This is a genomic window from Planosporangium spinosum (genome assembly GCF_049999945.1).
In the GTDB taxonomy this organism is placed as follows: domain Bacteria; phylum Actinomycetota; class Actinomycetes; order Mycobacteriales; family Micromonosporaceae; genus Planosporangium; species Planosporangium spinosum.
The window spans coordinates 95,693-120,320 of record NZ_JBLYUB010000015.1 but is presented as its reverse complement, the minus strand read 5'-3'; the positions used below and the strand labels follow the sequence as shown (position 1 = coordinate 120,320).

20 protein-coding genes are annotated in these 24,628 nt (G+C 71.4%); 10 read left to right on the top strand and 10 right to left on the bottom strand.

Annotation, left to right across the window (positions count from 1 at the left end; all coding sequences use genetic code 11):
- Nucleotides 1–7 precede the first annotated feature (7 nt).
- Together ACNTMW_RS20500 and ACNTMW_RS20495 are read left to right on the top strand one after the other, a co-directional pair.
- Complete coding sequence (locus ACNTMW_RS20500) at nucleotides 8–808, top strand: SAM-dependent methyltransferase (protein ID WP_426635304.1); 801 nt, start codon at nucleotides 8–10, stop codon at nucleotides 806–808.
- Nucleotides 809–1,150: 342 nt separating this feature from the next.
- A complete protein-coding gene (locus ACNTMW_RS20495; RefSeq protein WP_426635303.1) occupies nucleotides 1,151–3,421 on the top strand; it encodes a putative bifunctional diguanylate cyclase/phosphodiesterase in 2,271 nt (756 codons plus the stop codon).
- 19 nt (nucleotides 3,422–3,440) lie between these two features.
- Here ACNTMW_RS20495 and ACNTMW_RS20490 read toward each other — a convergent pair whose 3' ends face one another.
- Together ACNTMW_RS20490 and ACNTMW_RS20485 are read right to left on the bottom strand one after the other, a co-directional pair.
- Nucleotides 3,441–4,508, bottom strand: a complete 1,068-nt coding sequence (locus tag ACNTMW_RS20490; protein ID WP_426635302.1) for an ABC transporter permease — start codon at nucleotides 4,506–4,508, stop codon at nucleotides 3,441–3,443.
- On the bottom strand, nucleotides 4,505–5,407 hold the full coding sequence (locus ACNTMW_RS20485) for an ABC transporter ATP-binding protein (protein ID WP_426635301.1): 903 nt from the start codon (nucleotides 5,405–5,407) through the stop codon (nucleotides 4,505–4,507). The genes ACNTMW_RS20490 and ACNTMW_RS20485 overlap by 4 nt, the downstream gene beginning before the upstream one ends.
- Before the next feature lie 189 nt (nucleotides 5,408–5,596).
- On the opposite strand from ACNTMW_RS20485, the gene glpK reads away from it, so the two are divergent.
- On the top strand, nucleotides 5,597–7,078 hold the full coding sequence (glpK, locus tag ACNTMW_RS20480) for a glycerol kinase GlpK (protein WP_426635300.1): 1,482 nt from the start codon (nucleotides 5,597–5,599) through the stop codon (nucleotides 7,076–7,078).
- Between the two features lie 72 nt (nucleotides 7,079–7,150).
- On the opposite strand, the gene ACNTMW_RS20475 is transcribed toward glpK, so the two are convergent.
- From ACNTMW_RS20475 to ACNTMW_RS20455, 5 genes are all read right to left on the bottom strand, one after another.
- On the bottom strand, nucleotides 7,151–8,641 hold the full coding sequence (locus tag ACNTMW_RS20475; protein ID WP_426635299.1) for a S1C family serine protease: 1,491 nt from the start codon (nucleotides 8,639–8,641) through the stop codon (nucleotides 7,151–7,153).
- Nucleotides 8,638–10,287, bottom strand: coding sequence for a sensor histidine kinase (locus ACNTMW_RS20470; RefSeq protein WP_426635298.1), 1,650 nt, complete (start codon nucleotides 10,285–10,287; stop codon nucleotides 8,638–8,640). The genes ACNTMW_RS20475 and ACNTMW_RS20470 overlap by 4 nt, the downstream gene beginning before the upstream one ends.
- On the bottom strand, nucleotides 10,287–11,027 hold the full coding sequence (locus tag ACNTMW_RS20465; protein ID WP_426635297.1) for a response regulator transcription factor: 741 nt from the start codon (nucleotides 11,025–11,027) through the stop codon (nucleotides 10,287–10,289). The genes ACNTMW_RS20470 and ACNTMW_RS20465 overlap by 1 nt, the downstream gene beginning before the upstream one ends.
- Nucleotides 11,028–11,130: 103 nt before the next feature.
- Nucleotides 11,131–12,051: a lysophospholipid acyltransferase family protein gene (locus tag ACNTMW_RS20460; RefSeq protein ID WP_426635296.1), complete on the bottom strand. Its 921-nt coding sequence runs from the start codon at nucleotides 12,049–12,051 to the stop codon at nucleotides 11,131–11,133.
- Nucleotides 12,048–12,800: a GNAT family N-acetyltransferase gene (locus ACNTMW_RS20455; protein ID WP_426635295.1), complete on the bottom strand. Its 753-nt coding sequence runs from the start codon at nucleotides 12,798–12,800 to the stop codon at nucleotides 12,048–12,050. The genes ACNTMW_RS20460 and ACNTMW_RS20455 overlap by 4 nt, the downstream gene beginning before the upstream one ends.
- 239 nt (nucleotides 12,801–13,039) lie before the next feature.
- Here ACNTMW_RS20455 and ACNTMW_RS20450 point away from each other — a divergent pair, with 239 nt between their 5' ends.
- The 7 genes from ACNTMW_RS20450 to ACNTMW_RS20420 all read left to right on the top strand — a co-directional run bounded on the left by ACNTMW_RS20450 (nucleotide 13,040) and on the right by ACNTMW_RS20420 (nucleotide 21,717).
- A complete protein-coding gene (locus ACNTMW_RS20450; protein ID WP_426635294.1) occupies nucleotides 13,040–13,711 on the top strand; it encodes a hypothetical protein in 672 nt (223 codons plus the stop codon).
- Between the two features lie 246 nt (nucleotides 13,712–13,957).
- Entirely contained in the window at nucleotides 13,958–14,869 is a 912-nt protein-coding gene (locus ACNTMW_RS20445) for an ABC transporter ATP-binding protein (protein WP_426635293.1), read from the top strand.
- Nucleotides 14,866–15,750 carry an ABC transporter permease gene (locus tag ACNTMW_RS20440; RefSeq protein ID WP_426635292.1) on the top strand — a complete coding sequence of 295 codons (885 nt, stop codon included), beginning with the start codon at nucleotides 14,866–14,868 and terminating at the stop codon, nucleotides 15,748–15,750. The genes ACNTMW_RS20445 and ACNTMW_RS20440 overlap by 4 nt, the downstream gene beginning before the upstream one ends.
- A 136-nt stretch (nucleotides 15,751–15,886) precedes the next feature.
- Nucleotides 15,887–19,579, top strand: a complete 3,693-nt coding sequence (locus ACNTMW_RS20435; RefSeq protein ID WP_426635291.1) for a multifunctional oxoglutarate decarboxylase/oxoglutarate dehydrogenase thiamine pyrophosphate-binding subunit/dihydrolipoyllysine-residue succinyltransferase subunit — start codon at nucleotides 15,887–15,889, stop codon at nucleotides 19,577–19,579.
- An 84-nt stretch (nucleotides 19,580–19,663) separates the two neighbouring features.
- Complete coding sequence (locus ACNTMW_RS20430; protein ID WP_426635290.1) at nucleotides 19,664–19,843, top strand: DUF6104 family protein; 180 nt, start codon at nucleotides 19,664–19,666, stop codon at nucleotides 19,841–19,843.
- Nucleotide 19,844: 1 nt separating this feature from the next.
- Entirely contained in the window at nucleotides 19,845–20,513 is a 669-nt protein-coding gene (locus ACNTMW_RS20425) for a class I SAM-dependent methyltransferase (protein WP_426635289.1), read from the top strand.
- Nucleotides 20,514–20,697: 184 nt separating this feature from the next.
- The gene (locus ACNTMW_RS20420) at nucleotides 20,698–21,717 is read left to right on the top strand and encodes an alpha/beta hydrolase family protein (protein ID WP_426635288.1); all 1,020 of its coding nucleotides are present in this window, start codon (nucleotides 20,698–20,700) and stop codon (nucleotides 21,715–21,717) included.
- A 118-nt stretch (nucleotides 21,718–21,835) separates the two neighbouring features.
- Here the strand turns inward: ACNTMW_RS20420 and ACNTMW_RS20415 are convergent, their stop codons facing one another.
- The 3 genes from ACNTMW_RS20415 to ACNTMW_RS20405 form a co-directional block, all read right to left on the bottom strand.
- Nucleotides 21,836–21,997: a hypothetical protein gene (locus tag ACNTMW_RS20415; protein ID WP_426635286.1), complete on the bottom strand. Its 162-nt coding sequence runs from the start codon at nucleotides 21,995–21,997 to the stop codon at nucleotides 21,836–21,838.
- A 185-nt stretch (nucleotides 21,998–22,182) separates the two neighbouring features.
- Nucleotides 22,183–23,133 carry a zinc-binding dehydrogenase gene (locus ACNTMW_RS20410; RefSeq protein WP_426635285.1) on the bottom strand — a complete coding sequence of 317 codons (951 nt, stop codon included), beginning with the start codon at nucleotides 23,131–23,133 and terminating at the stop codon, nucleotides 22,183–22,185.
- Between the two features lie 121 nt (nucleotides 23,134–23,254).
- Nucleotides 23,255–24,424 carry an NAD(P)-dependent malic enzyme gene (locus tag ACNTMW_RS20405; protein WP_426635284.1) on the bottom strand — a complete coding sequence of 390 codons (1,170 nt, stop codon included), beginning with the start codon at nucleotides 24,422–24,424 and terminating at the stop codon, nucleotides 23,255–23,257.
- Nucleotides 24,425–24,628 lie beyond the last annotated feature (204 nt).

The window sequence follows — 24,628 nt, the reverse complement described above, 5'->3', positions numbered from 1 at the left end:
GATCGGCGTGGAGCGGCCGACCTGGGTTCCGGAGGATGTCGACGTCGAACGACCGAGCGTGGCCCGCGTCTACGACTACTACCTCGGTGGTTCGCACAACTTTGCGGTCGACCGGGAGTTCGCCCGCAAGGTGCTGCGGGCGATGCCGGACGCGACGACGGTCGCCAGGGAGAACCGGGCGTTCCTCCGCCGTGCCGTGCGCCACCTGTGCGACCTCGGCATCCGCCAGTTCATCGATCTCGGCTCGGGCATCCCCACCGTGGGCAACGTGCACGAGGTGGCGCAGGGCGTCGACCCGGAGGCCAGGGTCGTCTACGTCGATATCGACCCCGTCGCGTACGCGCACAGCCAGGCGATCCTCGCCGACAATCCACAGGCGACGGTCATCCGGGGCGACCTGCGCCAACCGGCCGAGGTGCTCGCCGACCCGCAGGTCCGTGCACACATCGACTTCGACCGGCCGGTGGGCCTGCTCCTCGTGGCCGTGCTGCACTTCATCCCCGACGAGCAACGACCGGCCGACATCGTGGCCGGGTACGCCTCGGCGATCGCCCCCGGCAGCCACCTGGTGCTGTCGCACCTGAGCATCGAGGTGGCCGACTCGTCCAGCGACGAGGCGGTGAACCTGTACCAGCGCTCGTCGACGCCGCTGATCTCGCGGACGGCGGACGAACTGGCGGCGATCCTGGGCGGGCTGAGCCTGGTTGAACCGGGGATCGTGCGGCCCGGGCAGTGGCATCCGGAGGTGTCCGACGAGCAGGACCCGACCGGGATCCCCGGACTGGTCGCGGTCGCCCGCCGGGACTGAGCCGGCACTCTCCGTCGTGCTTGCCTGACAGAGGGAGACCTCGCATCAACGTCGGGCCACACCGGTTCCCTCCCGCTGGACCAACCCGTATGCTCGCAACGCTTGCTTGTACGGAAACGGGGAGGGAGTTTTCGTGGGGCGGCTGAACCAGGCTCCGGCACACGGCGAGGTGTGCCGACTGGAGTCGCACACGCCGATGCACACTCCTCGGTGCGCTCACTTTCCGTCACCGCGGACCAGCGTTCCGCCCAGCGGAAAATCGACACCATGTGCGGCATGACCAGGCATGCGTTGCGCAGGCGTGACCCCGGCGGCGTGGGGCTCACGGGCTAGGTCCACGCGATGCGCGCCTCGAAACCAGTGCCGGACGGCCGTGCCACATCCGCTCCCACCCCGGAGCGGATCGCCCGAGCATGGGCGCGCGCGATAGCCGGGACGAGCTATGTCTCGATGAGCCGGCGCGAACTCCAGTCGTACCTGACCGACCTGGCCCGCCGACTGCTGTCGGCGACCACCGCGGAGATCTTCGAGCCGTCGATCGGCCACGAGGTGGGCGCGGCCCTGGTCGAAGCGCACTTCACCCATCCGGACTCGCTCGACCGTTCCCTGTGCGTGCTCGCCGAGTACCTGGGTGACGTCGGCGAACGCGCCCGCGGGCCGGCGCTGCGCGGCGCCCTGGCCGCCGGGTACGCGCAGGCGCTGCGCGAGCGCACCCTCGCCGAGCAGGAGGAGATCCGCGCGGCCGCGATGCAGGCCAGGGCGGCGGCGGAGGCGGCGCGCTGGTCCAGCGAGGCCCGGTTCCAGGCGGTCTTCGCCGGTGCCGTGATCGGGATCGCGATCACCGACATCAACGGCAAAATCATCGACGTCAACCAGACCACCTGCGACATGCTGGGGTACACCCCGGAGGAGTTCACCCACCTCACGGTGAACGAGTTCATCCACCCCGATGACGCGCCGGGCATCTGGGACGCCTACCGGGACCTCATCCGCGGCGACCGGGAGCATTTCCGGCTGGAGAAGCCGTACTACCGCAAGGACGGCCAGGCGGTCTGGACCGACCTCGTCGTGTCCCTCATCCGCGACCAGGACGGGCGGCCGCAGTACGTCGTCACGATGGTGGAGGACATCACCGAGCGGCACCACCTCCAGACCCGGCTGCGCCACCAGGCGCTGCACGACCCGCTCACCCAGCTTCCCAACCGGACGCTGTTCTTCGAACGGCTCGGCCAGGTCCTCGACGACGCCGATGGCGACGCCCGGATCGGTGTCTGCTACCTCGACGTCGACGGCTTCAAAATGATCAATGACACGCTCGGCCACGACATCGGCGACTACCTCCTCCTCGCCGTCGCCCGCAAGCTGCACTCCACGGTGTCCGGGCCGGGCAAGCTCGTCGCGCGGATGGGCGGCGACGAGTTCGTGGTGCTCGTCGAGCGCTCGGCCGGCCCCGAGCAGCTCGTGGAGATCGCCGAGGCGGCACTGGCCGCGGTCCGCGAACCGGTCCAGCTCGGCGGACACGAGATCACCGTGTCGGCGAGCGTCGGCGTGGTCGAACGGGCCGCGCACACCACGAGCGCCCGGGAGCTGATGAAGGCCGCCGACACGACGCTGCACTGGGCCAAGCGCGACGGCAGGAACCGCTGGGCGCTCTTCGACGCCGACCGGCACGCCCGCGAGGTGACCCGGTTCGAGCTGTCGGCGAGCCTGCCCGCCGCGCTCGAACGCGGCGAGTTCCTCGTGGAGTACCAGCCGTTGGTGCGGTTGGTCGACGAGACGGTGATGGGCGTGGAGGCCCTCGTCCGGTGGCGCCATCCCAAGCTGGGGTTGCTGGGCCCGGACCGGTTCATCGAGCTGAGTGAGGAGACCGGGCTGATCGTCCCGCTCGGGCAGTGGGTGCTGGCCGAGGCGTGCCGGCAGGCCGCCGAGTGGCGGCAGCGGTACCCGGACGTCAACCTGATCACCAGCGTCAACCTGGCGGTACGGCAGGTCCAGGATCCGGGCATCGTCGAGCAGGTCAGCACGATCCTGGAGCAGACCGGACTCGACCCGGGCAACCTGCAACTGGAGCTGACCGAGAGCGCCGTCATGGGTACCGCCGGCCGGCCGCTGGAGACCCTGCACGCGCTGGCCGGGCTCGGCGTACGGATCGCGATCGACGACTTCGGCACCGGGTACTCGAACCTGGCCTACCTGCGCAACCTGCCGGTCCACAGCCTGAAGCTGGCCGGCTCGTTCGTCGCGGGACTGCGCCCGCCGGACTCCCCCGACCCCGTCGACAAGGAGATCGTGGCGACCCTCATCAAGCTGGCGCACACCCTTCACCTGACGGTGACCGCGGAGGGCGTGGAGACGCCGCAACAGGCGGCCCGGCTTCGGGCGCTGGGCTGCGACACGGCGCAGGGCTGGCACTACGCCATGCCCGGCACGGCCGACGAGGTGATCGCGATGCTGGACGCCCGGGCGGCCGGCGCGGCGACCGCCGGCGACAACGGGGCCATCGCCGGCAGCGGCAGCGGGGACGCCCCCGCCGGCGGGGACGCCCGGGGCGGCGGGGACGACCGCGACGGCGTCACGGTGTCGGCGCGGACCGCCGACCCCGTGACGCCCTGACCCGTCCCGGGTCAGCGGATCAGACGTCGTCCCAGCGGAACAGCCGGGCCGCCGCCAGCGAGACCACGATCGCGAAGCCGGCGAGGATGCCCAGCTCGGGCAGGACCGCCGCCGGCCCCTTCCCGCGTACCATCACGTCGAGCATCGCCTGGTTGAGGTGGCGCAGTGGCAGGACCTCCGCGATGGCCTGGAGCCACTTCGGCGCGTTGTCGAGCGGGAAGAACGACCCGGACAGGAACGCCATCGGCAGCACGATCAGTTGGGCGATCACGTTGGCCGCCTCCTGGGTCTTGGCCCAGGCGCCCGCGAGCAGGCCGATGGACAGGAACGCCAGCGTGCCGACCAGCACCACCGGAATCGACATCCACCAGTAACTGGACAGCTTCAGCCCGAAGTACGGCAGCAGCGCCACCCCGACGAAGATGGCCGTCTGAAGCAGGGCGATGCCGAGGCTCACGCCGACCCGGGCACCGACCAGCGAGCCGACACTGACCGGCGACAGCCGCAGCCGCCGCAGGATCTTCTTCTGCCGCCAGGTCACCAGCGTCATCGCCGCGCCGAACGTGGCACCGGTGGCGATCGCCCAGCCGAGCAGCCCCGGCGTCACGAACTGGATCGCCTCGAACGACTTGTCCTCGACCTGCTGCGCGTCGAGTGTCAGCCGGCCGGGGTTCGTCGACGTCGCCAGGTTGGTCTCCTGCACCAGCGAGCTCATGACGCCCCGGACGGTGCCGGCGCGGACCTGGTCGGCGGCGGAGAAGTGCAGCACCACCCGATCGCCCTGCTGCTCGATCGACGCGGTGTAGTCCCCCTTGCGGACGGCGTCGAGCGCCTTGGCCGGGTCGTCCATCTTCGTCACGTCGAGCACCTTGGCCAGTTCCGCCTTGGCGTCGGCCGGCACGGCGTCGAGCAGGGCCACCTGGCCCACCTCGATCACCTTGGACCGCGACTCGCCCTGGTCCTTGAACAGCCCGCCGAACAGGACGAGGAACATCAACGGGAACAGGATCGTGAAGAACAGCGCGGTGCGGTCCCGGACGAACCCGAGCAGCATCGCGCGGGACAGACTCACAAAGCCGCCGGTCATGCCCGGTACTCCCGTCCGGTGAGGTGGAGAAAGACGTCCTCGAGGGTGGCGCCGCGCACCGACAGCCCGCGCAGCGCGTTGCGCTCGGCGAGCGCGGCGAGCACCGGCGCGGGGGTACGGGTGACGACGGTGAGCGAGACCCCGTCGTCGTCGACCTCGGCACCGGGGAACAACCGGCGCGCCTCCTCGACGTCGACCGCACCGGTCTCGATCGAGATACGGGTGGTCGTGTCGAGCCCGCGCACCAGCTCCGCCGGTGGCCCCGACTGCAGGATCCGGCCGTGGTCCATGATCGCGACCCGATCGCAGAGGATCTCCGCCTCGTCCATGTAGTGCGTGGTGAGCACGATCGTGCGGCCCTTGGTGTTGATCGCCCGTAGCAGGTCCCACAGGTTGCGCCGGGCCTGCGGGTCGAGCGCGGCCGTGGGCTCGTCGAGGAAGACCAGCTCGGGGTCGTGCACCAGCGCGCAGGCGATCGACAGGCGCTGCATCTGCCCGCCAGACAGCTTCTCGGCCCGTACGTCGGCCTTGTCGGTCAGCCCGACCACCTCGAGCATCTCGTCGGCCTTCGCCGGCGCGACGCCGTACAGCGAGGCGAACGTGCGGATCTGCTCGCGCGCGGTCAGCCGCTCGAAGAACGACGACGCCTGCAACTGCACCCCGATCCGGGGCAGCAGCGCCGGGTTGCGCGGCCACGGCGACTCTCCCAACAGCCGGACCTCGCCGGCGTCGGCCTGCCGCAGCCCTTCGACGATCTCCAACGTGGTGGTCTTGCCGGCCCCGTTCGGGCCGAGAATGCCGAAGAACTCCCCGGCCTCCACCTCGAACGAGACACCGTCGACGGCCTTGACCGCTCCGTATGCTTTCTCTATTTCCGTGACCTGAATGGTCGATGCCATGGCTGGCAGGGTATCGGCCAAGGTCACGCCACTACTGCCCAGCGGCATGGCCATCGGTGTCGGGTTTCGAACCGTTCGGTGGAGACGAGATCAACCCGACGTGGGAGGCGACCCGGGTACGCGGACCGCGCCGCACCGCCCACCGAGGGCGTCCTGCGCCGATCGCGCGGCCTGGGCCACACTGACGGGGTGGAATCCCGGTACATCGCCGCCATCGACCAGGGCACGACGTCGACCCGGTGCATCGTGTTCGACGAGCACGCCGCCATCGTCTCGGCCGACCAGCGTGAACACCGCCAGCTCTATCCGCGCCCCGGCTGGGTCGAGCACGACGCCGCCGAGATCTGGCACAACACCGAGGCCGTGGTCCGCTCCGCGCTCGACCACGCCGGACTCAGCCGCGCCGACCTCGCCGCCATCGGGATCACCAACCAGCGGGAGACGACCCTGCTGTGGGACGCGGCGACGGGCGAGCCACTGCACAACGCGATCGTGTGGCAGGACACCCGCACCGACCGGTTGGTCGCCGAACTGGGCCAGGGTGACGTCGACCGGTTCCGGGAGAAGTCCGGCCTGCCGCTCGCGACGTACTTCTCCGCGCCCAAGATCCGCTGGCTGCTCGACACCGTGCCCGGCCTGCGCGAGCGGGCCCGCAACGGCGAGGTGCGGTTCGGCACGATGGACACCTGGCTGATCACGAAGCTGACCGGCCGGCACGCCACCGACGTCACCAACGCCAGCCGGACCATGCTGATGAACCTGTCCACGTTGGACTGGGACGACGAGTTGCTGGACGCGTTCGGCATCCCGCGCGCGATGCTGCCCGAGATCCTACCTTCGTCCTATGTGTACGGTGAGGCGGGCGGCTTCCTCGGCGGCGTACCGGTGGCCGGGGCGCTCGGCGACCAGCAGGCCGCGCTGTTCGGCCAGACCTGCTTCCACACCGGCGAAGCCAAGTGCACCTACGGCACCGGCTCGTTCCTGCTGCTGCACACCGGCGAGCGGCCGGTACCGAGCGAACGCGGCCTGGTCACCACCGTCGCCTACCAGATCGGCGACGCCGCGCCCGCGTACGCCCTCGAGGGTTCGATCGCCGTGACCGGCGCCCTGGTGCAGTGGCTGCGCGACAACCTCGGCCTCATCTCCACCGCCGCCGAGGTCAACGACCTCGCGGCGACCGTCGACGACAACGGCGGCTGCTACATCGTCCCGGCCTTCTCCGGTCTGTTCGCCCCGTACTGGCGCTCCGACGCGCGCGGGGTGATCGCCGGACTGACCGGGTACGTGACCAAGGGTCACCTGGCGCGGGCCGCCCTGGAGGCGACCGCCTGGCAGGTCAAGGACGTCGTCGACGCGATGGCGGCGGAGTCCGGTGTCGAACTGACCGCGCTGAAGGTCGACGGCGGGATGACCGCGAGCGAGCTGCTCATGCAGTTCCAGGCCGACGTCCTCGACGTACCGGTGGTGCGCCCGACCGTCGCGGAGACCACCTGCCTCGGCGCGGCGTACGCGGCCGGCCTGGCCGTGGGTTTCTGGCCCGACGTCGAGGCGCTGCGGTCCAACTGGCGCGTCGACCGCCGCTGGGAGCCGGCGATGCCGGCGGCCGACCGCGAGACCGGGTACGGGTACTGGCGCAAGGCGGTCGAGCGCACGATGGGCTGGACCCACTGACGGCGGCGGGCGAGGCGGTCGGTGACCGCCTCGCCCGCGCTGGAGGGGAGGGAGTGAGGAGTCTCGTGGTCGCTAGGGCGCTTCACCCAGAGTGATCGTGATCTGCTGCTCGGCACCGTTACGGACGACCGTCATCGCCAACTGATCGCCGGGCTTGGCGGACCTGATCGCGGCGACCAGCGACCGGGAGTCGGTCACGGCACGGGATCCGACCTTCGTCACCAGGTCGCCCTTGCGCAGGCCGGCCTTGTCGGCGGGGCCACCCGACACCACGTCGGCGATCAACGCGCCACCGTCGCCGTTACCCACCTGCACCCCGGCGTACGGGTGGCTGACCTTGCCACCCTTGAGCAGCTGGTCGGCGGTCGACTTGGCGACGTTGCTGGAGATCGCGAAGCCCACGCCGATGTTGCCGGACGCCCCCTGGCCGGAGGTGAGGATCGCGGTGTTGATGCCGATCACCTCACCCGCCAGGTTCACCAGCGCACCACCGGAGTTGCCCGGGTTGATGGCGGCGTCGGTCTGGATCGCGTCCCCGATGGAACCCCGGGCGCTGGCCGAGTCGCCCTCGTCGATGGTGCGGTGCAGCGCGCTGACGATGCCGGCGGTCACCGAGCCCTGCAGGCCCAGCGGGCTGCCGAGGGCGAGGACCGTGTCGCCGACCTGTACCGCGTCACTGTCACCGAACTTCGCCGCGGTCAGGCCGGAGACGCCCTGCGCCTTCACGACGGCCAGGTCGCCCGAGGGATCGGCGCCCACGATCGTCGCCTTGGCCGACTTGCCGCTGCTGAAGGTCACCTCGACGGTGTTACCGCGAGCGCCTTCGATGACGTGGTTGTTGGTCAGGATCGCGCCGTCGGCGGAGATGACCACGCCCGATCCCTCGCCGCTGCCGGTGGTGATGTCCACGACGCTGGGCTGGACGGCGGCGGCGACCGCCGCGACCGACGAGCGGTCGACGACCGGAGCGGCGTTGCGGGTGACCGTCTGCACCGGGCCGTCGCCGTCGAGCTGGTGCGTCACCAGCCCGCCCGCCACGCCGGAGCAGAGAGCGAGCGCGACCGCCGCGACCGCGACCACGGCGCCCCGGGCGAGCCCGCTGCCCGACTTCGCGGTGGGCGTGGTCGACGTCGTCGCCCAGGCCGGCGCGCCCGGGTAGGGCGTTCCCGGATGTCCGCCGGGCGCTCCGGGTTGTCCGCCGGGCTCACTGGTCCCGTACGGGACTCCCGGTCGCTGGTACGGGTTTCCCGGAGCCTGGTACGGCGAGCCGGGTGCCTGGTACGGCGAACCGGGTGCCTGGTACGGCGAGCCCGGCGTCGGGTAGCCGCCAGGGTGCTGATAAGGGACGGTCGGCTGTGCCGCGGTCGGTTGCCCCGCGGCCGGCCCACTGACCGGGTGGCCGGACCCGGCGGGACGGGCGGTGGTCGGTGTCTCCGCCGGGCGGTCGCCCGTGTCGCCGATCGGCGTCGATTCCTGGCGCTGGTCGTGCTCCCGCGGCGGCGACTGCCCGGCCACCCGGTCGTCGGACGCCCCCGATGCCCATGTGCTGTCGTGCTCGCTCATGCCTCAACAATGCCGGTAGATGCTTCACTGGAACTGTGACCCCCCTGGGAGCTTTCTGGGAGTGCTCCACTCGTGGCGGGGTCGTCCAGCCTCTCTAGCAGCGGCAAGCGTACCCGGAACGTCGCGCCCTGACCGGGCACGCTGTCCACCTCCACGCTGCCGTCGTGCGCCGCCACCAGCGCGGCGACGATCGCCAGCCCCAGCCCCGCGCCGCTGTGCCGGCCGGCCGTCGCCTGCCCGCCACCGGCCGCCTGCCGGGTACGCGCCTTGTCCACCCGGTAGAAGCGTTGAAATACGCGGTCGGCCTGCTCCGGCGCGATACCCGGGCCGTTGTCGATGATCTCCATGACGGCGCCGTCGTCGTCGAGGGCCAGCCGTAGCGTGACCGCACTCGCCGGCGGGGTGTGGGTCAGCGCGTTGGTCATCAGGTTGCCCAGGACCTGGCGCAGGCGCGGCTCGTCGCCGTACACCAGAACCGGCCGGCCGTCGGTCGGCGCGTCGAGCGTGATCGGCCGGTCCGGGGCGATGGCGTGCGCGGCTGCCACCGCGTCGCTCACGAGCGTACGCAGCTCGACCGGGGCGAGGATGAGCGGGCGCTCCTGATCCAGCCGCGCCAGCAGCAGCAGGTCCTCGACGAGCAGCCCCATCCGGGAGGCCTCACTCTCGATCCGGCGCAGCACGTCGGCGGTCTGCTCCGGGGCGACCGCGCCCTGCCGGTACAGCTCGGCGAAGCCCCGGATCGTGGTCAGCGGCGTACGCAGCTCGTGCGAGGCGTCCGCGACGAACTCGCGCATCCGCTCCTCCGAGCGGCGGGCCCGCGCCTCGGAGAGCTGGGCGGCGGCCGCGGCGTCCCGGGCCGCCGCCTCCGCCTCGCGGGCCGCCCGCTCGGAGGCCGACCGGGCCGCGAACGCCCCCTCGATCTGGGCGAGCATCGTGTTGAGCGCGCGGGCGAGGCGCCCGACCTCGGTGGCCGGGTCGGACTCGGGCACCCGCCGCCCCAACTGGCCCGAAGCGATCGCGGCGGCGGTCCGCTCGATCTCGACCAGCGGGCGCAGGCTGGCCCGGACCAGCGCTACGCCGACGGCCGCGAGCATCACCAGGACCGCGCTGCCGACCACCACGTCGATCGCGATGAGCCGGGCCATCGCCTCGTCGACGTCGGTCATGAGCTGGCCGACGATGAGCACCTGGCCGTTCGGCCGCCCCGAGACCAGGACCCGCCAGCGCTTGCCGGAGGGCGCCTGGACGGTGTACGGCACGCCGGTCCGACTCTGGATCTCGGCGTAGCTCATCGACCGGATCGGAATGTCGGCGCCCTTGAGGCGGGACTCGTCGAACTTCACGGTCCCCGGCTCCAGCCCGGGGACGGCGGCGATGAGGAAGTAGTCGCTCGGCAGGAGCGGCTGCTGCCGGCTGTACAGCAGCTGCGTCACGTCGATGCGCTGCGACGTGTCCGCGAGCTGGCTGTCGATCCGGCTGACCTGGTAGCTACGCAGCGCCAGCGCGCTCGCCGACCCGGTGATCGCGAGCGCCGCCGCGACCAGGACGAGCGCCGCCGCGACGAGCTTGACGCGCAGTGGCGAGCGGGCGAGCAGGCCCCGTCCCCACCTGGCGCCACGGAGTCGGGGCTGGCCGGTGGACGCCATCAGGTGGGCAGGCGCAGCACGTACCCGACGCCGCGCAGGGTGTGGATCAACCTGGGCTCGGTCACGTCGACCTTGCGCCGCAGGTACGAGATGTAGGACTCGACGATGCTGTCGTCACCCCGGAAGTCGTAGTTCCACACGTGGTCGAGGATCTGCGCCTTGCTCAGCACCCGGCCGGCGTTGAGCATCAGGTAGCGCAGCAGCTTGAACTCCGTCGGCGACAGCGAGACCGTGGCGCCGGCCCGGCGCACCTCGTGCGTCTCCTCGTCCAGCTCCAGGTCGGCGAAGGTCATCTTGCTGGAGTCCCGGTCGCCGCCGGTGCGCCGCAGCACCGCGCGGATCCGCGCGGTCAGCTCCTCCAGACTGAACGGCTTGGTGACGTAGTCGTCACCGCCGAGGGTCAGGCCGCGGATCTTGTCCTCGGTCGCGTCCCTGGCGGTCAGGAACACCACCGGGGTACGGCTGCCGCCCGAGCGCAGCTTGCGTACCACGTCGAAGCCGTCGAGGTCGGGCAGCATCACGTCGAGGACGATCAGGTCGGGTCGCTGCTCGCCGGCCGCGGTCACCGCCTCCTCGCCGCTGCTGGCGCTGGCGACGGCGAAACCGGCGAAGCGCAGGCTAGCCGAGAGCAACTCCAGGATATTGGGATCATCCTCGACCACGAGCAGTCTCGCCTCAGCCTGCGCTCCGCCCGACAGCGATGCACCCCCGGATTGTGCAGCGCCGCCGCGTACCCCCATGGCCATATCGTGGTTCCCCTCACTGAGGCAGGGCTGAACTTTGCCTGGGAGTTTCCTGAAAGGGGAACTCCCACCCCACGATTGTGACAGGAACTGCCGCAGCTCAGGCCGCTTGTGACAGCCGCTCCCCCGCCGCCGGGCGGGTGGCGGGCAGGACGGCGGGCTGCACGACCGGGCGGGCGACCGGCAGGACGGCGGACTCCACGACCACGCGGGTCGGTTCGGTGGCGACCCGCACGGCCGACCGGGCGGCCCGGGCCAGGACCCGCCGGGAGCCACCCGGCACCGGGTGCAGCGACGGATGCGGGCTGACCGTGACCCGCAGGTCCCGGGCGGTAACCACCCGGTACAGCGACGCCAGCAGGGTGTCCTCGCCGACGAACGCGGCGACCGAGGTCGGCCGGCCGCCGGCCGACGCGTAGCGCAGTGTGACCGGCGCCACCGGTACGCCGGCGTCGACGGCCGCCTGGAACATCGCCGGGCGGAACCGCCCGGTGGCCCGGCCGCACCGGGTCGTGCCCTCGGGGAACACCGCCACCACGGCACCGGCGCGCAGCGCCGCGGCGACCTCGGCGACCGCGGCGGGCAGTTCGCGCGGGCGGCGCCGGTCGATGAACGTGGTGCCCGCCGCGGCGGCGAGCGCCCCGATCACCGGCCATCCGCGGACCTCCCGCTTGGCGAGCAGCCGGACCGGCGCGTACGCCAGCAGGACGGGTACGTCCAGCCATGACACGTGGTTGGCCACCAGCAGGGCGCGCGTACCGGGCAGCCGACCGGCCACCTCGTGGCGCACCCCGAACGCGCGCAGCAGCGCCCGGGCGAGCAGCCGCAGCAGCCCGACCCGGGCCGCCGGGCGCAGCAGCGCGACCAGCGGCAGGGCGGCCGCCGCCATGGCGACGACCCCGGCCGCCGCCACGAGTCGGGCGGTCGCGCGCACCGGCCCCACCCGGGTGACCGTGCCCGCCGCCGGCAGACAGCGGCTGCCGCAGGGCGACGTCGGCAGCCACAGCGGTTCGGCGGTCATCCCGCCGACTGCCCGCCCGCCGACTGCCCGCCCGCTAGGAAGTGCCGCAGGTACCGGGGGTCGATCCGGTCCAGCGAGAGCAGCACGAGCAGGTCGGCGACGCCGAAGTCGGGGTCGTAGGCGGGCGGGCCGCACACCCAGGCGCCGAGTCGGAGGTACCCCTTGAGCAGCGGCGGCATGGTCACCGTCGGTTCGGGACCGGTGGTGATCGGCCACGGGGTACGCGGCCGGACCCGCAGCGCCGGCGGAGCCAGGTGGCGGGCCTGCACCCGGTGCCAGACCGCGGTGGCGTCGGCGACCGGTACCGAGGCGCACCCGACGAGCCAGCGCCGGCCGGACAGGTGCAGGTACCGGGCGATGCCGGCCCACATCAGGTTGATCACCGCACCGGTGCGGTGATCGGGGTGCACACAGGAGCGCCCGGCCTCGACCAGGACGTCGCGCAGCGGGGCCAGCGCGCCGAGGTGGAACTCGGTGTCGGAGTACAGCCGGTCGGTGCGCCCCGGCGGGAGCATCCGGTAGGTGCCGACCACCTCACCCGAGCCGTTCTCGGTGATGACGAGGTGGTCGCAGTGGACGTCGAACTCGTCCACGTCGGAGCCGGGAACCGGCGAGTGCAGGGTGGCGCCCAACTCCCCGGCGAACACCCGGTGGCGCAGCCGCTGCGCCGCGCGCACCAGCTCGCCCTCGGTCGCCACCTGGACGCTGTAGCGCGCCGTCGTCGTGTTGGTGGCCGTGAGAACCGTCATGGCACCCAGCGAAGCCGGCCTGACCGGCGGTCGCGTGTCATCGACGGGTGCCGCAGTTAGCGCTTTCGTGAAGAGTAGGCGCTCTCCTCGGTGGAGGTACGGCGGTCGGGTCACGCGGCTGCGGGCCGGCGGCTGGCACGGCTGCGGGCCGGCGGCTCGCGCGGCTGTGAGACCGTATTCGCGCGGCGGGACGTTCGGGTACGTCGCTGGTGTACGCACGCGATCCGGAAGGCGGACCGATGATCATCCCGGCCAGGTTCAACGGCCCTCCGGACTCGGCCAACGGCGGTTACACGGCCGGCGTGCTGGCGCATTACGTGGCCTCCCCCACCGGCACGGAGGTGACGCTGCGCCAGCCGCCGCCGCTGGCGACGCCGCTGGACGTGGACGCCGATGGCGCCACCATCGACGTGTACGACGGCGACCGGCTCATCGCGTCGGCGTCGCCGCTGCCGGCCGACGCGGCGCCGCAGCCGGTGCCCGCGGTGTCGTGGGCGGAGGCGATGGCGGTCTCCGAGACGTACCCCGGCCGCACCGGGCACCCGTTCCCGACCTGCTACGTGTGCGGACCGCAGCGCCCGCCCGGCGACGGGCTGCGGCTGTTCCCGGGGCGACTGCCGGACGGGCGCACCGCCGCGCCGTGGGTCGTACCGCCGGACGTCGAGCCGGCGGTGATGTGGGCGGCGCTGGACTGCCCCGGCGGCTGGGCTATTCCACTTGAGCACCGGCCGTACGTCCTCGGGCGGATGGCGGCGCGGGTCGACGCGCTGCCCGCCGCGGGTGACGGGTGCGTGGTGACGGGAGCGCTGGTGGCGCAGGAGGGGCGCAAGGCGCACGTGGTCAGCACCGTGTACGGCCCGGACGGCACGGTTCTGGCGCTGTCCCGGGCGACCTGGATCGCGCTCGCCTGACTCCCCTCGCCCGACCGGTCGGCCCCGCAGCCTTCCGGGGCCGGGACCTCCCGGTGCAGGTGGGTTGCGCGACGGGGTGAGGCCGGCGAATATCCACACACCGGGCACACAGGTCACCTACGGTGTCCTAGTCGTACCTCGTTCACCTGCGCGTTTGACCGGGGCACGCACGATTGCCAATCTGAGCGGCGGCGAACACCGTAGCGGTGCCACCCGCGTCGCCGGCCGCCTCACGGAGGGATATCAATGTCCGATGGGCAGATCGTTGTCTCCGGCCTGACAAAGCAGTACAAGAATGTCAGGGCCGTCGACAACCTGTCGTTCACTGTCGAACCGGGCCGGGTGACCGGCTTCCTCGGTCCGAACGGCGCCGGCAAGACCACGACCTTGCGAATGATCCTCAACCTGGTCACCCCGACCGCGGGCACCGCGACGATCAGTGGTCTGCGGTACGCGGACCTGCCGGACCCGCTGCGTACGGTGGGCGCGATCCTCGAGGCGTCCGCCGCGCACAAGGGCCGCAACGGCCGCAACCACCTGCGCGTCATCGCCGCGGCCGCCGGCCTGCCGGACGGCCGCGTCGACGAGGTCCTCGACCTGGTCGACCTGGCCCCGGCCGGCAAGCGCAAGTTCAAGGGGTACTCGCTGGGCATGCGCCAGCGGCTGGGCATCGCCTCGGCCATGCTGGGCGACCCGCGGGTACTCATCCTCGACGAGCCCGCCAACGGTCTCGACCCCGAGGGCATCCGGTGGATGCGTGACCTGCTGCGCAACCTGGCGGCCCAGGGCCGTACCGTCCTCGTCTCCAGCCACCTGCTGTCCGAGATGGAGCTGCTCGCCGACGACGTCGTGATCATCGCGGCCGGGCGACTGGTCCGCCAGGGCTCGGTCAGCGAAGTACTGGGGTCGATGTCCGGCGCGGCGCGGGTGCGGGTGCGCACCCCGGGCGCGGAGGCGCTGAGCGCCGAGCTCAAGCAGGCGGGTGCGACGGTCGAGGCGGCCACCGACGGTGCGCTGCTGGTGACCGGGGTGGAGGCGCCGGCCGTCGGCGCGGCCGCGCTGCGCGCCAACGTCGAGCTGCACGAGCTGGTCAGCGAGCGACCCGACCTCGAGCACGTGTTCCTCGAACTGACCCAGGGGAAGGCCACCATCCGATGAACCGGCTGATCCGCAGCGAAATACTCAAGATCCGCACCACCAACACGTGGTGGCTCCTCGGCCTCGGCACCCTGGTCATGACAGCGTTCGCTCTGCTGGTCAACTGCATCCAGGCGCACTTCCTGCTGAGGCCGTTCGACGAGTTCGTCAAGTCCACGAGCGGCGGGCGCACGCCCGACCAGATCCCGCCGGGCCAACTGGCCGAGATGAAGGCACAGTGGGCGTCACAGCACGACGTGGTGGCCCAGGCGGCCAACATCTTCACGTCCGGTCAGTTCTTCGGGGTGCTGATCGTGTCGGTGCTGGGCATTCTGCTGATCACCAACGAGTACTACCACCAGACCGCGACCACCACGTTCCTCACGACCCCGCACCGCACCCGGGTGGTCCTGGCCAAGCTCGTCACCGGCGTGCTGGCCTCGGCCATCTTCTGGCTGTTCACCCTGGTGGTCAACGTGGTCGTCGGCACGATCTTCCTCAAGACCGAGGGCTTCGGCAGCCACCTCGGCGACTGGGAGGTCAGCAGGGCGCTCCTGCTCAACCTCGCGGCGTACGCGATCTGGGCGGTGTTCGGGGTCGGCTTCGGCGCGCTGATCCGCAGCCAGATCGGCGCGACGATCACGGCGACCGTGCTCTACCTGATCGGGACCACCGCGGCGCAGCTGCTGTTCATGGTCGTCCACCAGTTCGTGATCAAGAAGGACTGGGTGCTGACCGCGCAGGTCATCGTGCCCTCCATCGCCTCGTCGATCATGATCTCGCCGACCAAGACGTTCCCGCAGAGCCCGCCGCAGTGGGTGGGCGCCCTGGTTCTGATCGGTTATGGGGCGGTTGCTGGCATTATTGGCACTTTGATCCTTCGTAAGCGAGATGTGTCCTGAAGTCTGATTCTTCACGAAGGTCTGTGAGCCGCGACACGGGTCGACGTCGATGCCGTCGACCCGTGTCGCGGAGCGTAGCCTTGAACCCGTCTTCTGACTTCGGTAACGCGCGCACGTGGAAGAGGCGATTACGGACGTGTCAACCCAAGCGACCAACTCGCAGGACAACCCTCTAGCGGGCTTCGGCCCCAACGAGTGGATCGTCGAGGACATGTACCAGCGGTACCTGTCCGACCCGGCGAGCGTCGACTCCGCCTGGCACGACTTCTTCGTCGACTACCGCCCCGGCGGCGACGGGACTGCCACGGAGACGTCCACGACCCCACCGGCCGGCACGAGTACGACCCCCGCGGCGCCGGCGGCCTCGTCGGCACCCGCGCCCGCGAAGCCGGCGCCGGCCCCCGCCCAGCCGGCCGCCACGAAGCCGGCGGCCGCGCCAGCGGCACCCCAGCCGAAGACCCCCGCTCCGGCCGCGCCGGGCGGCACGAAGACCATCCCACTGCGCGGGGTCGCGGCGAAGATCGTCGCGAACATGGACGCCTCACTCGAGGTACCCACCGCGACCAGCGTGCGCGCCGTGCCGGCCAAGCTGATGGCCGACAACCGCATCGTGATCAACAACCACCTCACCCGTGGCCGCGGCGGCAAGGTCAGCTTCACCCACCTCATCGGGTACGCGATGGTCAAGGCCCTCGCCGACTTCCCGGAGATGAACAACTCCTTCGCGAAAGCCGACGGCAAGCCGGCGCTGGTGCAGCCGGAGCACGTCAACCTGGGCATCGCGATCGACCTGCCCAAGCCCGACGGCTCCCGCTCGCTGGTGGTGCCGAGCATCAAGGCCACCGAGGCGATGGACTTCCGGCAGTTCTGGCAGGCGTACGAGGACGTCATCCGGCGCGCCCGCCGCGGCGAGCTGACCATGGACGACTACGCCGGCACCACGATCTCGCTGACCAACCCCGGCGGCATCGGCACGGTCCACTCGATCCCCCGCCTGATGTCCGGCCAGGGCACCATCCTCGGCGTCGGCGCGATGGAATACCCGGCCCCGTACGCCGGCATGTCCGACGAGCGCCTGTCCGAGCTGGGCATCAGCAAGATCATCACGCTGACCTCGACCTACGACCACCGCATCATCCAGGGCGCGCAGTCCGGCGACTTCCTCAAGCGCATCCACGAGTTGCTGCTCGGCGAGCACGGCTTCTACGACGAGATCTTCACCTCGCTGCGCCTGCCCTACGAGCCGGTGCGCTGGGTGCGCGACGTCGCGGTCGACTCCGAGGGCCAGGTCGACAAGACCGCCCGGGTGCTGGAGCTGATCCACGCCTACCGGGTGCGCGGCCACCTGATGGCCGACACCGACCCGCTCGAGTTCCACATCCGCCGCCACCCCGACCTGGACGTGCTCCAGCACGGCCTGACGCTGTGGGACCTCGACCGCAAGTTCAACGTCGGCGGCTTCGCCAGCAAGCAGAAGATGAAGCTGCGCGACGTCCTCGGCGTGCTGCGCGACTCCTACTGCCGGCGCGTCGGCGTCGAGTACATGCACATCCAGGACCCGGAGGAGCGCCTCTGGATCCAGGAGCGGGTCGAGCACCGGCACGAGAAGCCGACCACCGAGCAGCAGAAGCACATCCTCGGCCGGCTCAACGCCGCGGAGGCGTTCGAGACGTTCCTGCAGACCAAGTACGTCGGCCAGAAGCGGTTCTCGCTGGAGGGCGGCGAGAGCCTGATCCCGCTGCTGGACGAGATCCTGCAGGACTCGGCCCGCGCCGAGCTCGACGAGGTCGTGATCGGCATGGCCCACCGCGGCCGCCTCAACGTGCTGGCCAACATCGTCGGCAAGCCGTACGAGAAGATCTTCTCCGAGTTCGAGGGGCACATCGACCCCAAGTCGTCGCACGGCTCCGGTGACGTCAAGTACCACCTTGGCCAGGTCGGCAAGTACTCCACCCCCGACGGCGCGCACGCCACGACCGTGTCGGTCGTGGCGAACCCGTCGCACCTGGAGGCGGTCAACCCGGTCCTCGAGGGCATCGTGCGGGCCAAGCAGGACCGGATCGACCTCAAGCTCGAGGGCTACACGGTGCTGCCGCTGCTCGTGCACGGCGACGCCGCGTTCGCCGGCCAGGGCGTGGTGGCCGAGACGCTCAACCTGTCGCAGCTGCGCGGCTACCGCACCGGCGGCACGATCCACGTGGTCGTCAACAACCAGGTCGGCTTCACCACCGCGCCGGAGTACTCCCGCTCGTCGATGTACTCCACCGACATCGCGCGGATGATCCAGGCGCCGATCTTCCACGTCAACGGCGACGACCCGGAGGCGGTCGTCCGGGTGGCGAAGCTGGCCTTCGAGTACCGGCAGGCGTTCAACAAGGACGTCGTGATCGACATGGTCTGCTACCGCCGGCGCGGTCACAACGAGGGCGACGACCCGTCGATGACCAACCCGCTGATGTACCAGATCATCGACAGCAAGCGTTCGGTGCGCAAGATCTACACCGAGGAGCTGATCGGGCGCGGCGACATCACCCTCGAGGACGCCGAGGAGCTGCTGCGCGACTACCAGCAGCAGCTGGAGACGGTGTTCCGGGCGACCCGCGACTCGTCGTCGGGCCCGTCGACGCGGATCAGCCGGTTGCGCACGCCGGAGCCGGAGCCGCAGGTGGAGACCGCGATCGACGCGGGTGTCCTCAAGCGGATCGGCGAGGCGCACGCCAGTCTGCCGAGCGGTGTCACCCCGCACAAGCGGGTGGCACAGCTGCTCGAGCGGCGGGCCAAGATGGCCGTCGAGGGCGGCATCGACTGGGGCTTCGGCGAGATCATCGCGTTCGGTTCGCTGCTCGCCCAGGGCGTCACGGTCCGGCTGTCCGGCCAGGACTCCAAGCGCGGCACGTTCGTGCAGCGGCACGCGGCGGTCGTCGACGCGGTGACCGGCCGGGACTACTTCCCGATCACCCAGGTCGCCGACGAGTCCGCCCGGCTGTTCGTCTACGACTCGCTGCTCAGCGAGTTCGCGGCGATGGGCTTCGAGTACGGGTACTCGGTGGAGAACCCGGACGCGCTGGTGATGTGGGAGGCGCAGTTCGGCGACTTCGCCAACGGCGCCCAGTCCATCGTGGACGAGTTCGTCTCCTCCGGTGAGGTCAAGTGGGGTCAGCGCAGCGCGGTGACCCTGCTGCTGCCGCACTCGCACGAGGGCCAGGGCCCCGACCACACGTCGGGCCGCCTGGAGCGCTACCTGCAGCTGTGCGCCGAGGACAACATCCGCGTCGCGGTGCCGACCACCCCGGCCAACCACTTCCACCTGCTGCGCCGCCAGGCGCTGTCGCCGAAGAAGAAGCCGCTGGTCGTGTTCACCCCGAAGTCGCTGCTGCGGCACCGGCTCTGCGTCTCCTCGACCAACGAGTTCACCAGCGGCACCTTCCAGCCGGTCATCCCGGACGCCGGGGTCACCGACAAGAACGCGGTGAAGCGGGTACTGTTCTGCTCCGGCAAGGTGTACTACGACCTGGTACAGGCCCGCGCCGACCGAGGCATCACCGACACCGCCCTCGTGCGGATCGAGCAGCTCTACCCGCTGCCGGTCGACGAGGTCCGGGCCGCCCTCGCGCAATACCCGAACGCGGACGACTTCGCCTGGGTCCAGGAGGAGCCGGCCAACCAGGGTGCGTGGACGTTCATCGCACTCAACCTGCTGGAGCACCTCGAGGGGGTGCGCCTGCGGCGGATCTCGCGGCCCGCGGCGGCCGCTCCCTCCGTGGGTTCGACCAAGATGCACGACGCCGAGCAGGCCGCGCTGATCGAGGCGGCACTGCCCCGCGCATAGCGAGCGCGTGATTTCGCGGATCTTGGACACGTGGAACCGGCGACAGGCGGCTCACGTGTCCGAGATCCGCGAATAGGAGGGATCATGTACTTCACCGATCGGGGCATCGAAGAACTCTCCGAGCGGCGCGGCGACGAGACCATCACCATGGACTGGCTCGCCGAGCGACTGCGTGACTTCGTCGACCTCAACCCCGAGTTCGAGACGCCGGTCGAGCGCCTGGCCACCTGGCTGGCCCGGCTCTCCGACGACGAGGACGAGTAGGTTGGCGCGCGCAACCGGAACCGGCCCGGGAGAGATCACGGCCGACGGTTGCGCCGTCGACTTCTACGCGCTCCTACCCGACCGCGGCGAGCCCGCCATCGTGCACGCCGCCGTGCCGGCGAGCGCCGAGATCCTCGAACTGGGCTGCGGTACCGGCCGGATCCTGCGCCCGCTCGCCGACCTGGGCCACCCCGTCTTCGGCGTGGACGAGTCCACGGCGATGCTCGCCCACCTGGGCGATCTGGCATGCGCCCGCTCCTCCATTGAGACGCTGCGGCTCGACCGGACGTTCGACGCCGTACTCCTGGCCAGCACCCTCATCAACACGGAGCCGGAGCAACGGCGCGCCTTCCTCGCCACCTGCGCCCGGCACGTGCGGCCCGACGGCGTGGTCGTCGTCCAGCGGCACCCGCCGGAGTGGCTCGACACCGTCGAGCCGTACGACGTCGACGACGGCGGGATCCGGTGGGTCGGGCACTCGGTACGGCGCACGGGGGCGACGCTGGACGCGGTGCTCGAATACCACGTCGACGGCCGGGTGTGGACGCATGCGTTCACCGCGTACCGCATCGACGACGAGGAGTTGGCCGCCGACCTCGCCGCCACCGGGCTGCGACTGGACCGCTGGCTCACCGACGACCACGCCTGGTTCACCGCCCGGCCGATCTGAGCCGTTCCCGGCCGATCTGAGCCGTTCCTGAGCCGTCCCCGGCCGGCCGGGCCGGAGCACTCTCCCCACCCGGGCTGAGCCGCTCTCCCCCACCTGGGCTGAACCCGCCTCCCCCACCCGGCCGGCCGGAGCCCGCTCCCACCGGGTCTCGCCGGAGCTGGAAACACCTGCCTACAGTCGAGCGGTGCCCCGCCAACTCCCGCGCCGCAATCTGGTCGCGCTGGCACTCGCCACGCTCGCCGCAGGAGCCGTACTCACCCGCGGGTGCGTCACCGCGCCGGACACCCACTGGGCCGCCGTCGCGCCGGGCGACCACGCCACGACCGCACCCGGCGCCGCGGACCGCGCGGCACCGCCGGCCATCGCCGCCCTGCCGCCCCTACCGAGCCGGAAGGCGCCCGCGAAGCCGTTCGGGGTCGGCGTCCGGGAACTCTCCCTGTCCCGCGGCCCCGACCGGCCGCTGCCGACCACCGTCTGGTACCCGGACGCCGGCCCGGCCGGCGGCGACCCACAGTCGGGTACCTCACCGGCGGTCGGCCGGTTCCCGCTGATCCTCCTCAGCCACGGCCTCAACGGCGAGCCGGAGCAGCTGGCCCCGGTGGCCACCCGGTGGGCGTCCGCCGGCTTCGTCGTCGCCGCTCCCGCGTACCCGCACACCCGGCGCGAAGCGTCGCGCTTCGACGTCCTGGACGTGGTGAACCAGCCGGCCGACGCCTCGTACGTGATCAGCCAGGTACTCGCCCTCGACGGCCACGACGGCGACCCGCTCGCCGGTCGCCTCGACACCGCGGCGGTCGCCGCCACGGGTTACTCGGCGGGCGGCATCACGACGACGGGTCTGCTCTCCACCCAGCGCGACATCCGCCTGCGGGCGGCCGTCGTGATCGCCGGTGCGCTGCTGGGCGGTTCGTACGCCGGTCCGGCGACCCCGGTGCTGTTCGTACACGGCGACGCCGACCCCACCGTCGCCTACAGCGGCGGACAGGCCGCCTATCAGGCGATGCGATGGCCGAAGGCGTTCCTCACGCTGGAGGGCGCCGACCACGGCCGGTACCTGACGCCCGCCTCCGCCGGCTTCGACCCGCTGGTCCGGACCACGACCGACTTCCTGCGCTGGACGCTCTACGGTGACACCGACGCGAAGGGCCGGCTCAGCCGCGACGGCACGTTGCCGGGTACGTCGCGCTGGGAGTCGGCCCTGTGAATCGGGTACGGCTCGGCCGAGGGTGAGGGTTGAGCCGGGCGCGAGGGCCCGGCTGAGGATTCAGCCGGGCGCGAGGGCCCGGCCGGAGTTGAGCTGAGCGCGGGGCCCGGCCCGGGGTTCAGCTGAGCGCGAGGTAGGCGATCAGCGCGAGGAGCACGACGGCGACGACTCCGCCGATGACAAGGGGGGTCCGGGAGCGGCCGGACTCATCGGCGGACGCGTCCGCGAACGCCTTGAACTGCCCGGTGGTGCCGCTCGGGTCGACCTGCTCGTTGGACATGGGGGCACCTTAACGAATAGATCGACGCGGCGACACATCCTCGCCGGCGGTCGGCGGCCCGGAGTCGGCCACCCGACTCCAGGCCGCAGCAGACCGGAAGTACCCGATCACCCAGCGTGCGGGACAACCGGTCCGATCGCGACGCCGGGTACGGCAACCGGGTGGCCGCGCACCGGCCTGCCCGGTCAGCGGGTGTGGTCGACGACCACCTTGCCGAACACGTCGCCGGAGGCGAGCCGCTCGAACGCCCCCCGTACGTCGCTGAAGCCGTGGACCGAGTCGATGATCGGGCGGATGCCCTTGTCCGCACAGAGCCGCAGCAGCTGCCCCAGTTCCTCGGGGGTGCCCATCATCGAACCGAGGATCTCCAGCTCACCGGCGAAGACGCGGCGCATGTTGACGGCGGGCAGATGCCCCGAGGTGGCTCCGGAGACCACGATCCGGCCGCCCTGCTTGGCGCACTTGAGCGAGTGGTCGAAGGTCGCCGCGCCGACGGTCTCGATCACGACGTCCACCCGCTCCGGCAGGCGGGCGCCGCTCTCCACCGCGGTGGCACCGAGCGCGGCGATCCGCTCCCGCTTCTCGGCGTCACGGCTGGTCGCGTAGACCCGCGCGCCGAGCGCCACACCGAGCACGACCGCCGCGGTGGCGACCCCGCCGCCGGCGCCCTGGACCAGCACGCTGCCGTTCTCAGGCAGCCGGCCCTTGGTGGTCAGCATCCGGTACGCGGTCAGCCACGCGGTCGGCAGGCAGGCCGCCTCGGCGAACGACAGCTCGGCGGGCTTGGGTACGAGGTTGCGGGCCGGCACCGCCACCCGCTCGGCGAGCGTGCCGGGGAAGTACTCCGACAGGATCGAGCGCTGGCGGCCGTCGCCGGTGGCCTCGTCGATCACCGAGTAGATGACGACCTCGTTGCCGTCCGGGTCGACACCGGCTGCGTCGCAGCCGAGGATCATCGGCAGTTGGTCGGCGCGTAGGCCGACGCCGCGTAGCGACCACAGGTCGTGGTGGTTGAGCGCACTGGCCCGGACGTCGACGGTCACCCACCCGTCCTGCGCGGGCTCAGACTGGTCACCGACGGTCAACGCGGCGAGCGGATCGTCAGGGTTGAAGGCGGAAGCGTAGGCGGCGCGCATACGGGCGACGCTAGCAGAGCCGGCGCCCGCCCCATGATCGGCACAACTTCCGGGAAGTTGTGGTCTCCCGGTACCACCGAGGCCACAACTTCCGGAAAGTTGTGCCGATCATGGATTGAACCTAGGAGCGGATGACGCCGTCGCGGACCGCGGCCTCGGCGACCGCGGCGGCCACGGCGGGCGCCACCCGGGGGTCGAGCGGACTCGGGACGATGGCGTCCCGGCGTAGCTCGTTGGCGACGACCCCGGCGATCGCGTCGGCGGCCGCCACCTTCATGCCGTCGGTGATCCGGGTCGCTCCGGCGTCGAGCGCACCCCGGAACACGCCCGGGAACGCGAGAACGTTGTTGATCTGGTTGGGGAAGTCGCTGCGGCCGGTCGCCACGACCGCGGCGTACCGGGCCGCGATCACCGGGTGCACCTCCGGCGTCGGGTTGGCCAGCGCGAAGATCGCGCCGCCCGGCGCCATGCCGGCCAGCGCCTCCTCGGGAATGCTGCCGCCCGAGACGCCGATGAACACGTCGGCGCCGCGCAGGGCCTCGATGATCCCGCCGCGCACGCCGTCGCCGTTGGTCAGCTCGACCAGTTCCCGCTTGGTCGCGGTGAGGTCCTCCCGTCCGCTGTGCAGCGCCCCCCGGGAGTCGACCACGACGACCGAGCCGGGTTCGACGCCACCGGCGATGAGCATCTTGGTGACCGCGACCCCGGCCGCGCCCGCACCGCTGATGACCACCCGCAGCCGGTCCAGCTTGCGGTCGAGCAGCGCGGCCGCGTTGCGCAGCGCGGCGAGCACGACGATCGCGGTACCGTGCTGGTCGTCGTGGAAGACCGGGATGTCGAGCGCCTCGTCCAGGCGCCGCTCGATCTCGAAGCAGCGCGGCGCGGCGATGTCCTCCAGGTTGATCCCGCCGAACGAGGGCGCGAGCGCCTGCACCGTCGCGATGATCTCTTCGGTGTCCTGGGTGCCCAGACAGATGGGGACGGCGTCGACGTTGGCGAACTGCTTGAACAACGCGCCCTTGCCCTCCATGACGGGCAGCGCCGCGCGCGGCCCGATGTTGCCCAGGCCGAGCACCGCCGAGCCGTCGGTCACGACGGCGACGGTGTGCCGGACCCAGGTGTACTCGTGGACCAGGGACTCGTCGGCGGCGATCGCCTCACAGACCCGGGCCACGCCGGGGGTGTACGCCAGGGAGAGGTCTTCCCGGGTGGCGAGCGGAGCGGTGGAGTTGACCACCAACTTCCCGCCACGGTGCAGGGTGAAGACAGGGTCGTGCTGATCGAAGGACACGGGGCCTCCTTGCCTCGCTCGTGAAGAACGTACGCGGCGCGCCGGGTCGGCTGCGGGTCTGCACGACGGCGGCGCGCACTGCTGCGCGGGGGTCTCCCTGGTCTACGAAGAGCATAATGGCCTGCCCGGACGCGACTGCGTGGACAATGTCACGCGCCGCGTGCCCATGTCACAGCCCGCGCCCACGTCGTGTTCCAGTGATCG

Coding starts and splice junctions, on each gene's coding strand:
- ACNTMW_RS20495 (WP_426635303.1), top strand. CDS start 1,151: ATGCGCGCCTCGAAACCAGTGCCGGACGGCCGTGCCACATCCGCTCCC.
- ACNTMW_RS20490 (WP_426635302.1), bottom strand. CDS start 4,508: ATGACCGGCGGCTTTGTGAGTCTGTCCCGCGCGATGCTGCTCGGGTTC.
- ACNTMW_RS20485 (WP_426635301.1), bottom strand. CDS start 5,407: ATGGCATCGACCATTCAGGTCACGGAAATAGAGAAAGCATACGGAGCG.
- ACNTMW_RS20475 (WP_426635299.1), bottom strand. CDS start 8,641: ATGAGCGAGCACGACAGCACATGGGCATCGGGGGCGTCCGACGACCGG.
- ACNTMW_RS20470 (WP_426635298.1), bottom strand. CDS start 10,287: ATGGCGTCCACCGGCCAGCCCCGACTCCGTGGCGCCAGGTGGGGACGG.
- ACNTMW_RS20465 (WP_426635297.1), bottom strand. CDS start 11,027: ATGGGGGTACGCGGCGGCGCTGCACAATCCGGGGGTGCATCGCTGTCG.
- ACNTMW_RS20460 (WP_426635296.1), bottom strand. CDS start 12,051: ATGACCGCCGAACCGCTGTGGCTGCCGACGTCGCCCTGCGGCAGCCGC.
- ACNTMW_RS20455 (WP_426635295.1), bottom strand. CDS start 12,800: ATGACGGTTCTCACGGCCACCAACACGACGACGGCGCGCTACAGCGTC.
- ACNTMW_RS20450 (WP_426635294.1), top strand. CDS start 13,040: ATGATCATCCCGGCCAGGTTCAACGGCCCTCCGGACTCGGCCAACGGC.
- ACNTMW_RS20445 (WP_426635293.1), top strand. CDS start 13,958: ATGTCCGATGGGCAGATCGTTGTCTCCGGCCTGACAAAGCAGTACAAG.
- ACNTMW_RS20440 (WP_426635292.1), top strand. CDS start 14,866: ATGAACCGGCTGATCCGCAGCGAAATACTCAAGATCCGCACCACCAAC.
- ACNTMW_RS20430 (WP_426635290.1), top strand. CDS start 19,664: ATGTACTTCACCGATCGGGGCATCGAAGAACTCTCCGAGCGGCGCGGC.
- ACNTMW_RS20415 (WP_426635286.1), bottom strand. CDS start 21,997: ATGTCCAACGAGCAGGTCGACCCGAGCGGCACCACCGGGCAGTTCAAG.
- ACNTMW_RS20410 (WP_426635285.1), bottom strand. CDS start 23,133: ATGCGCGCCGCCTACGCTTCCGCCTTCAACCCTGACGATCCGCTCGCC.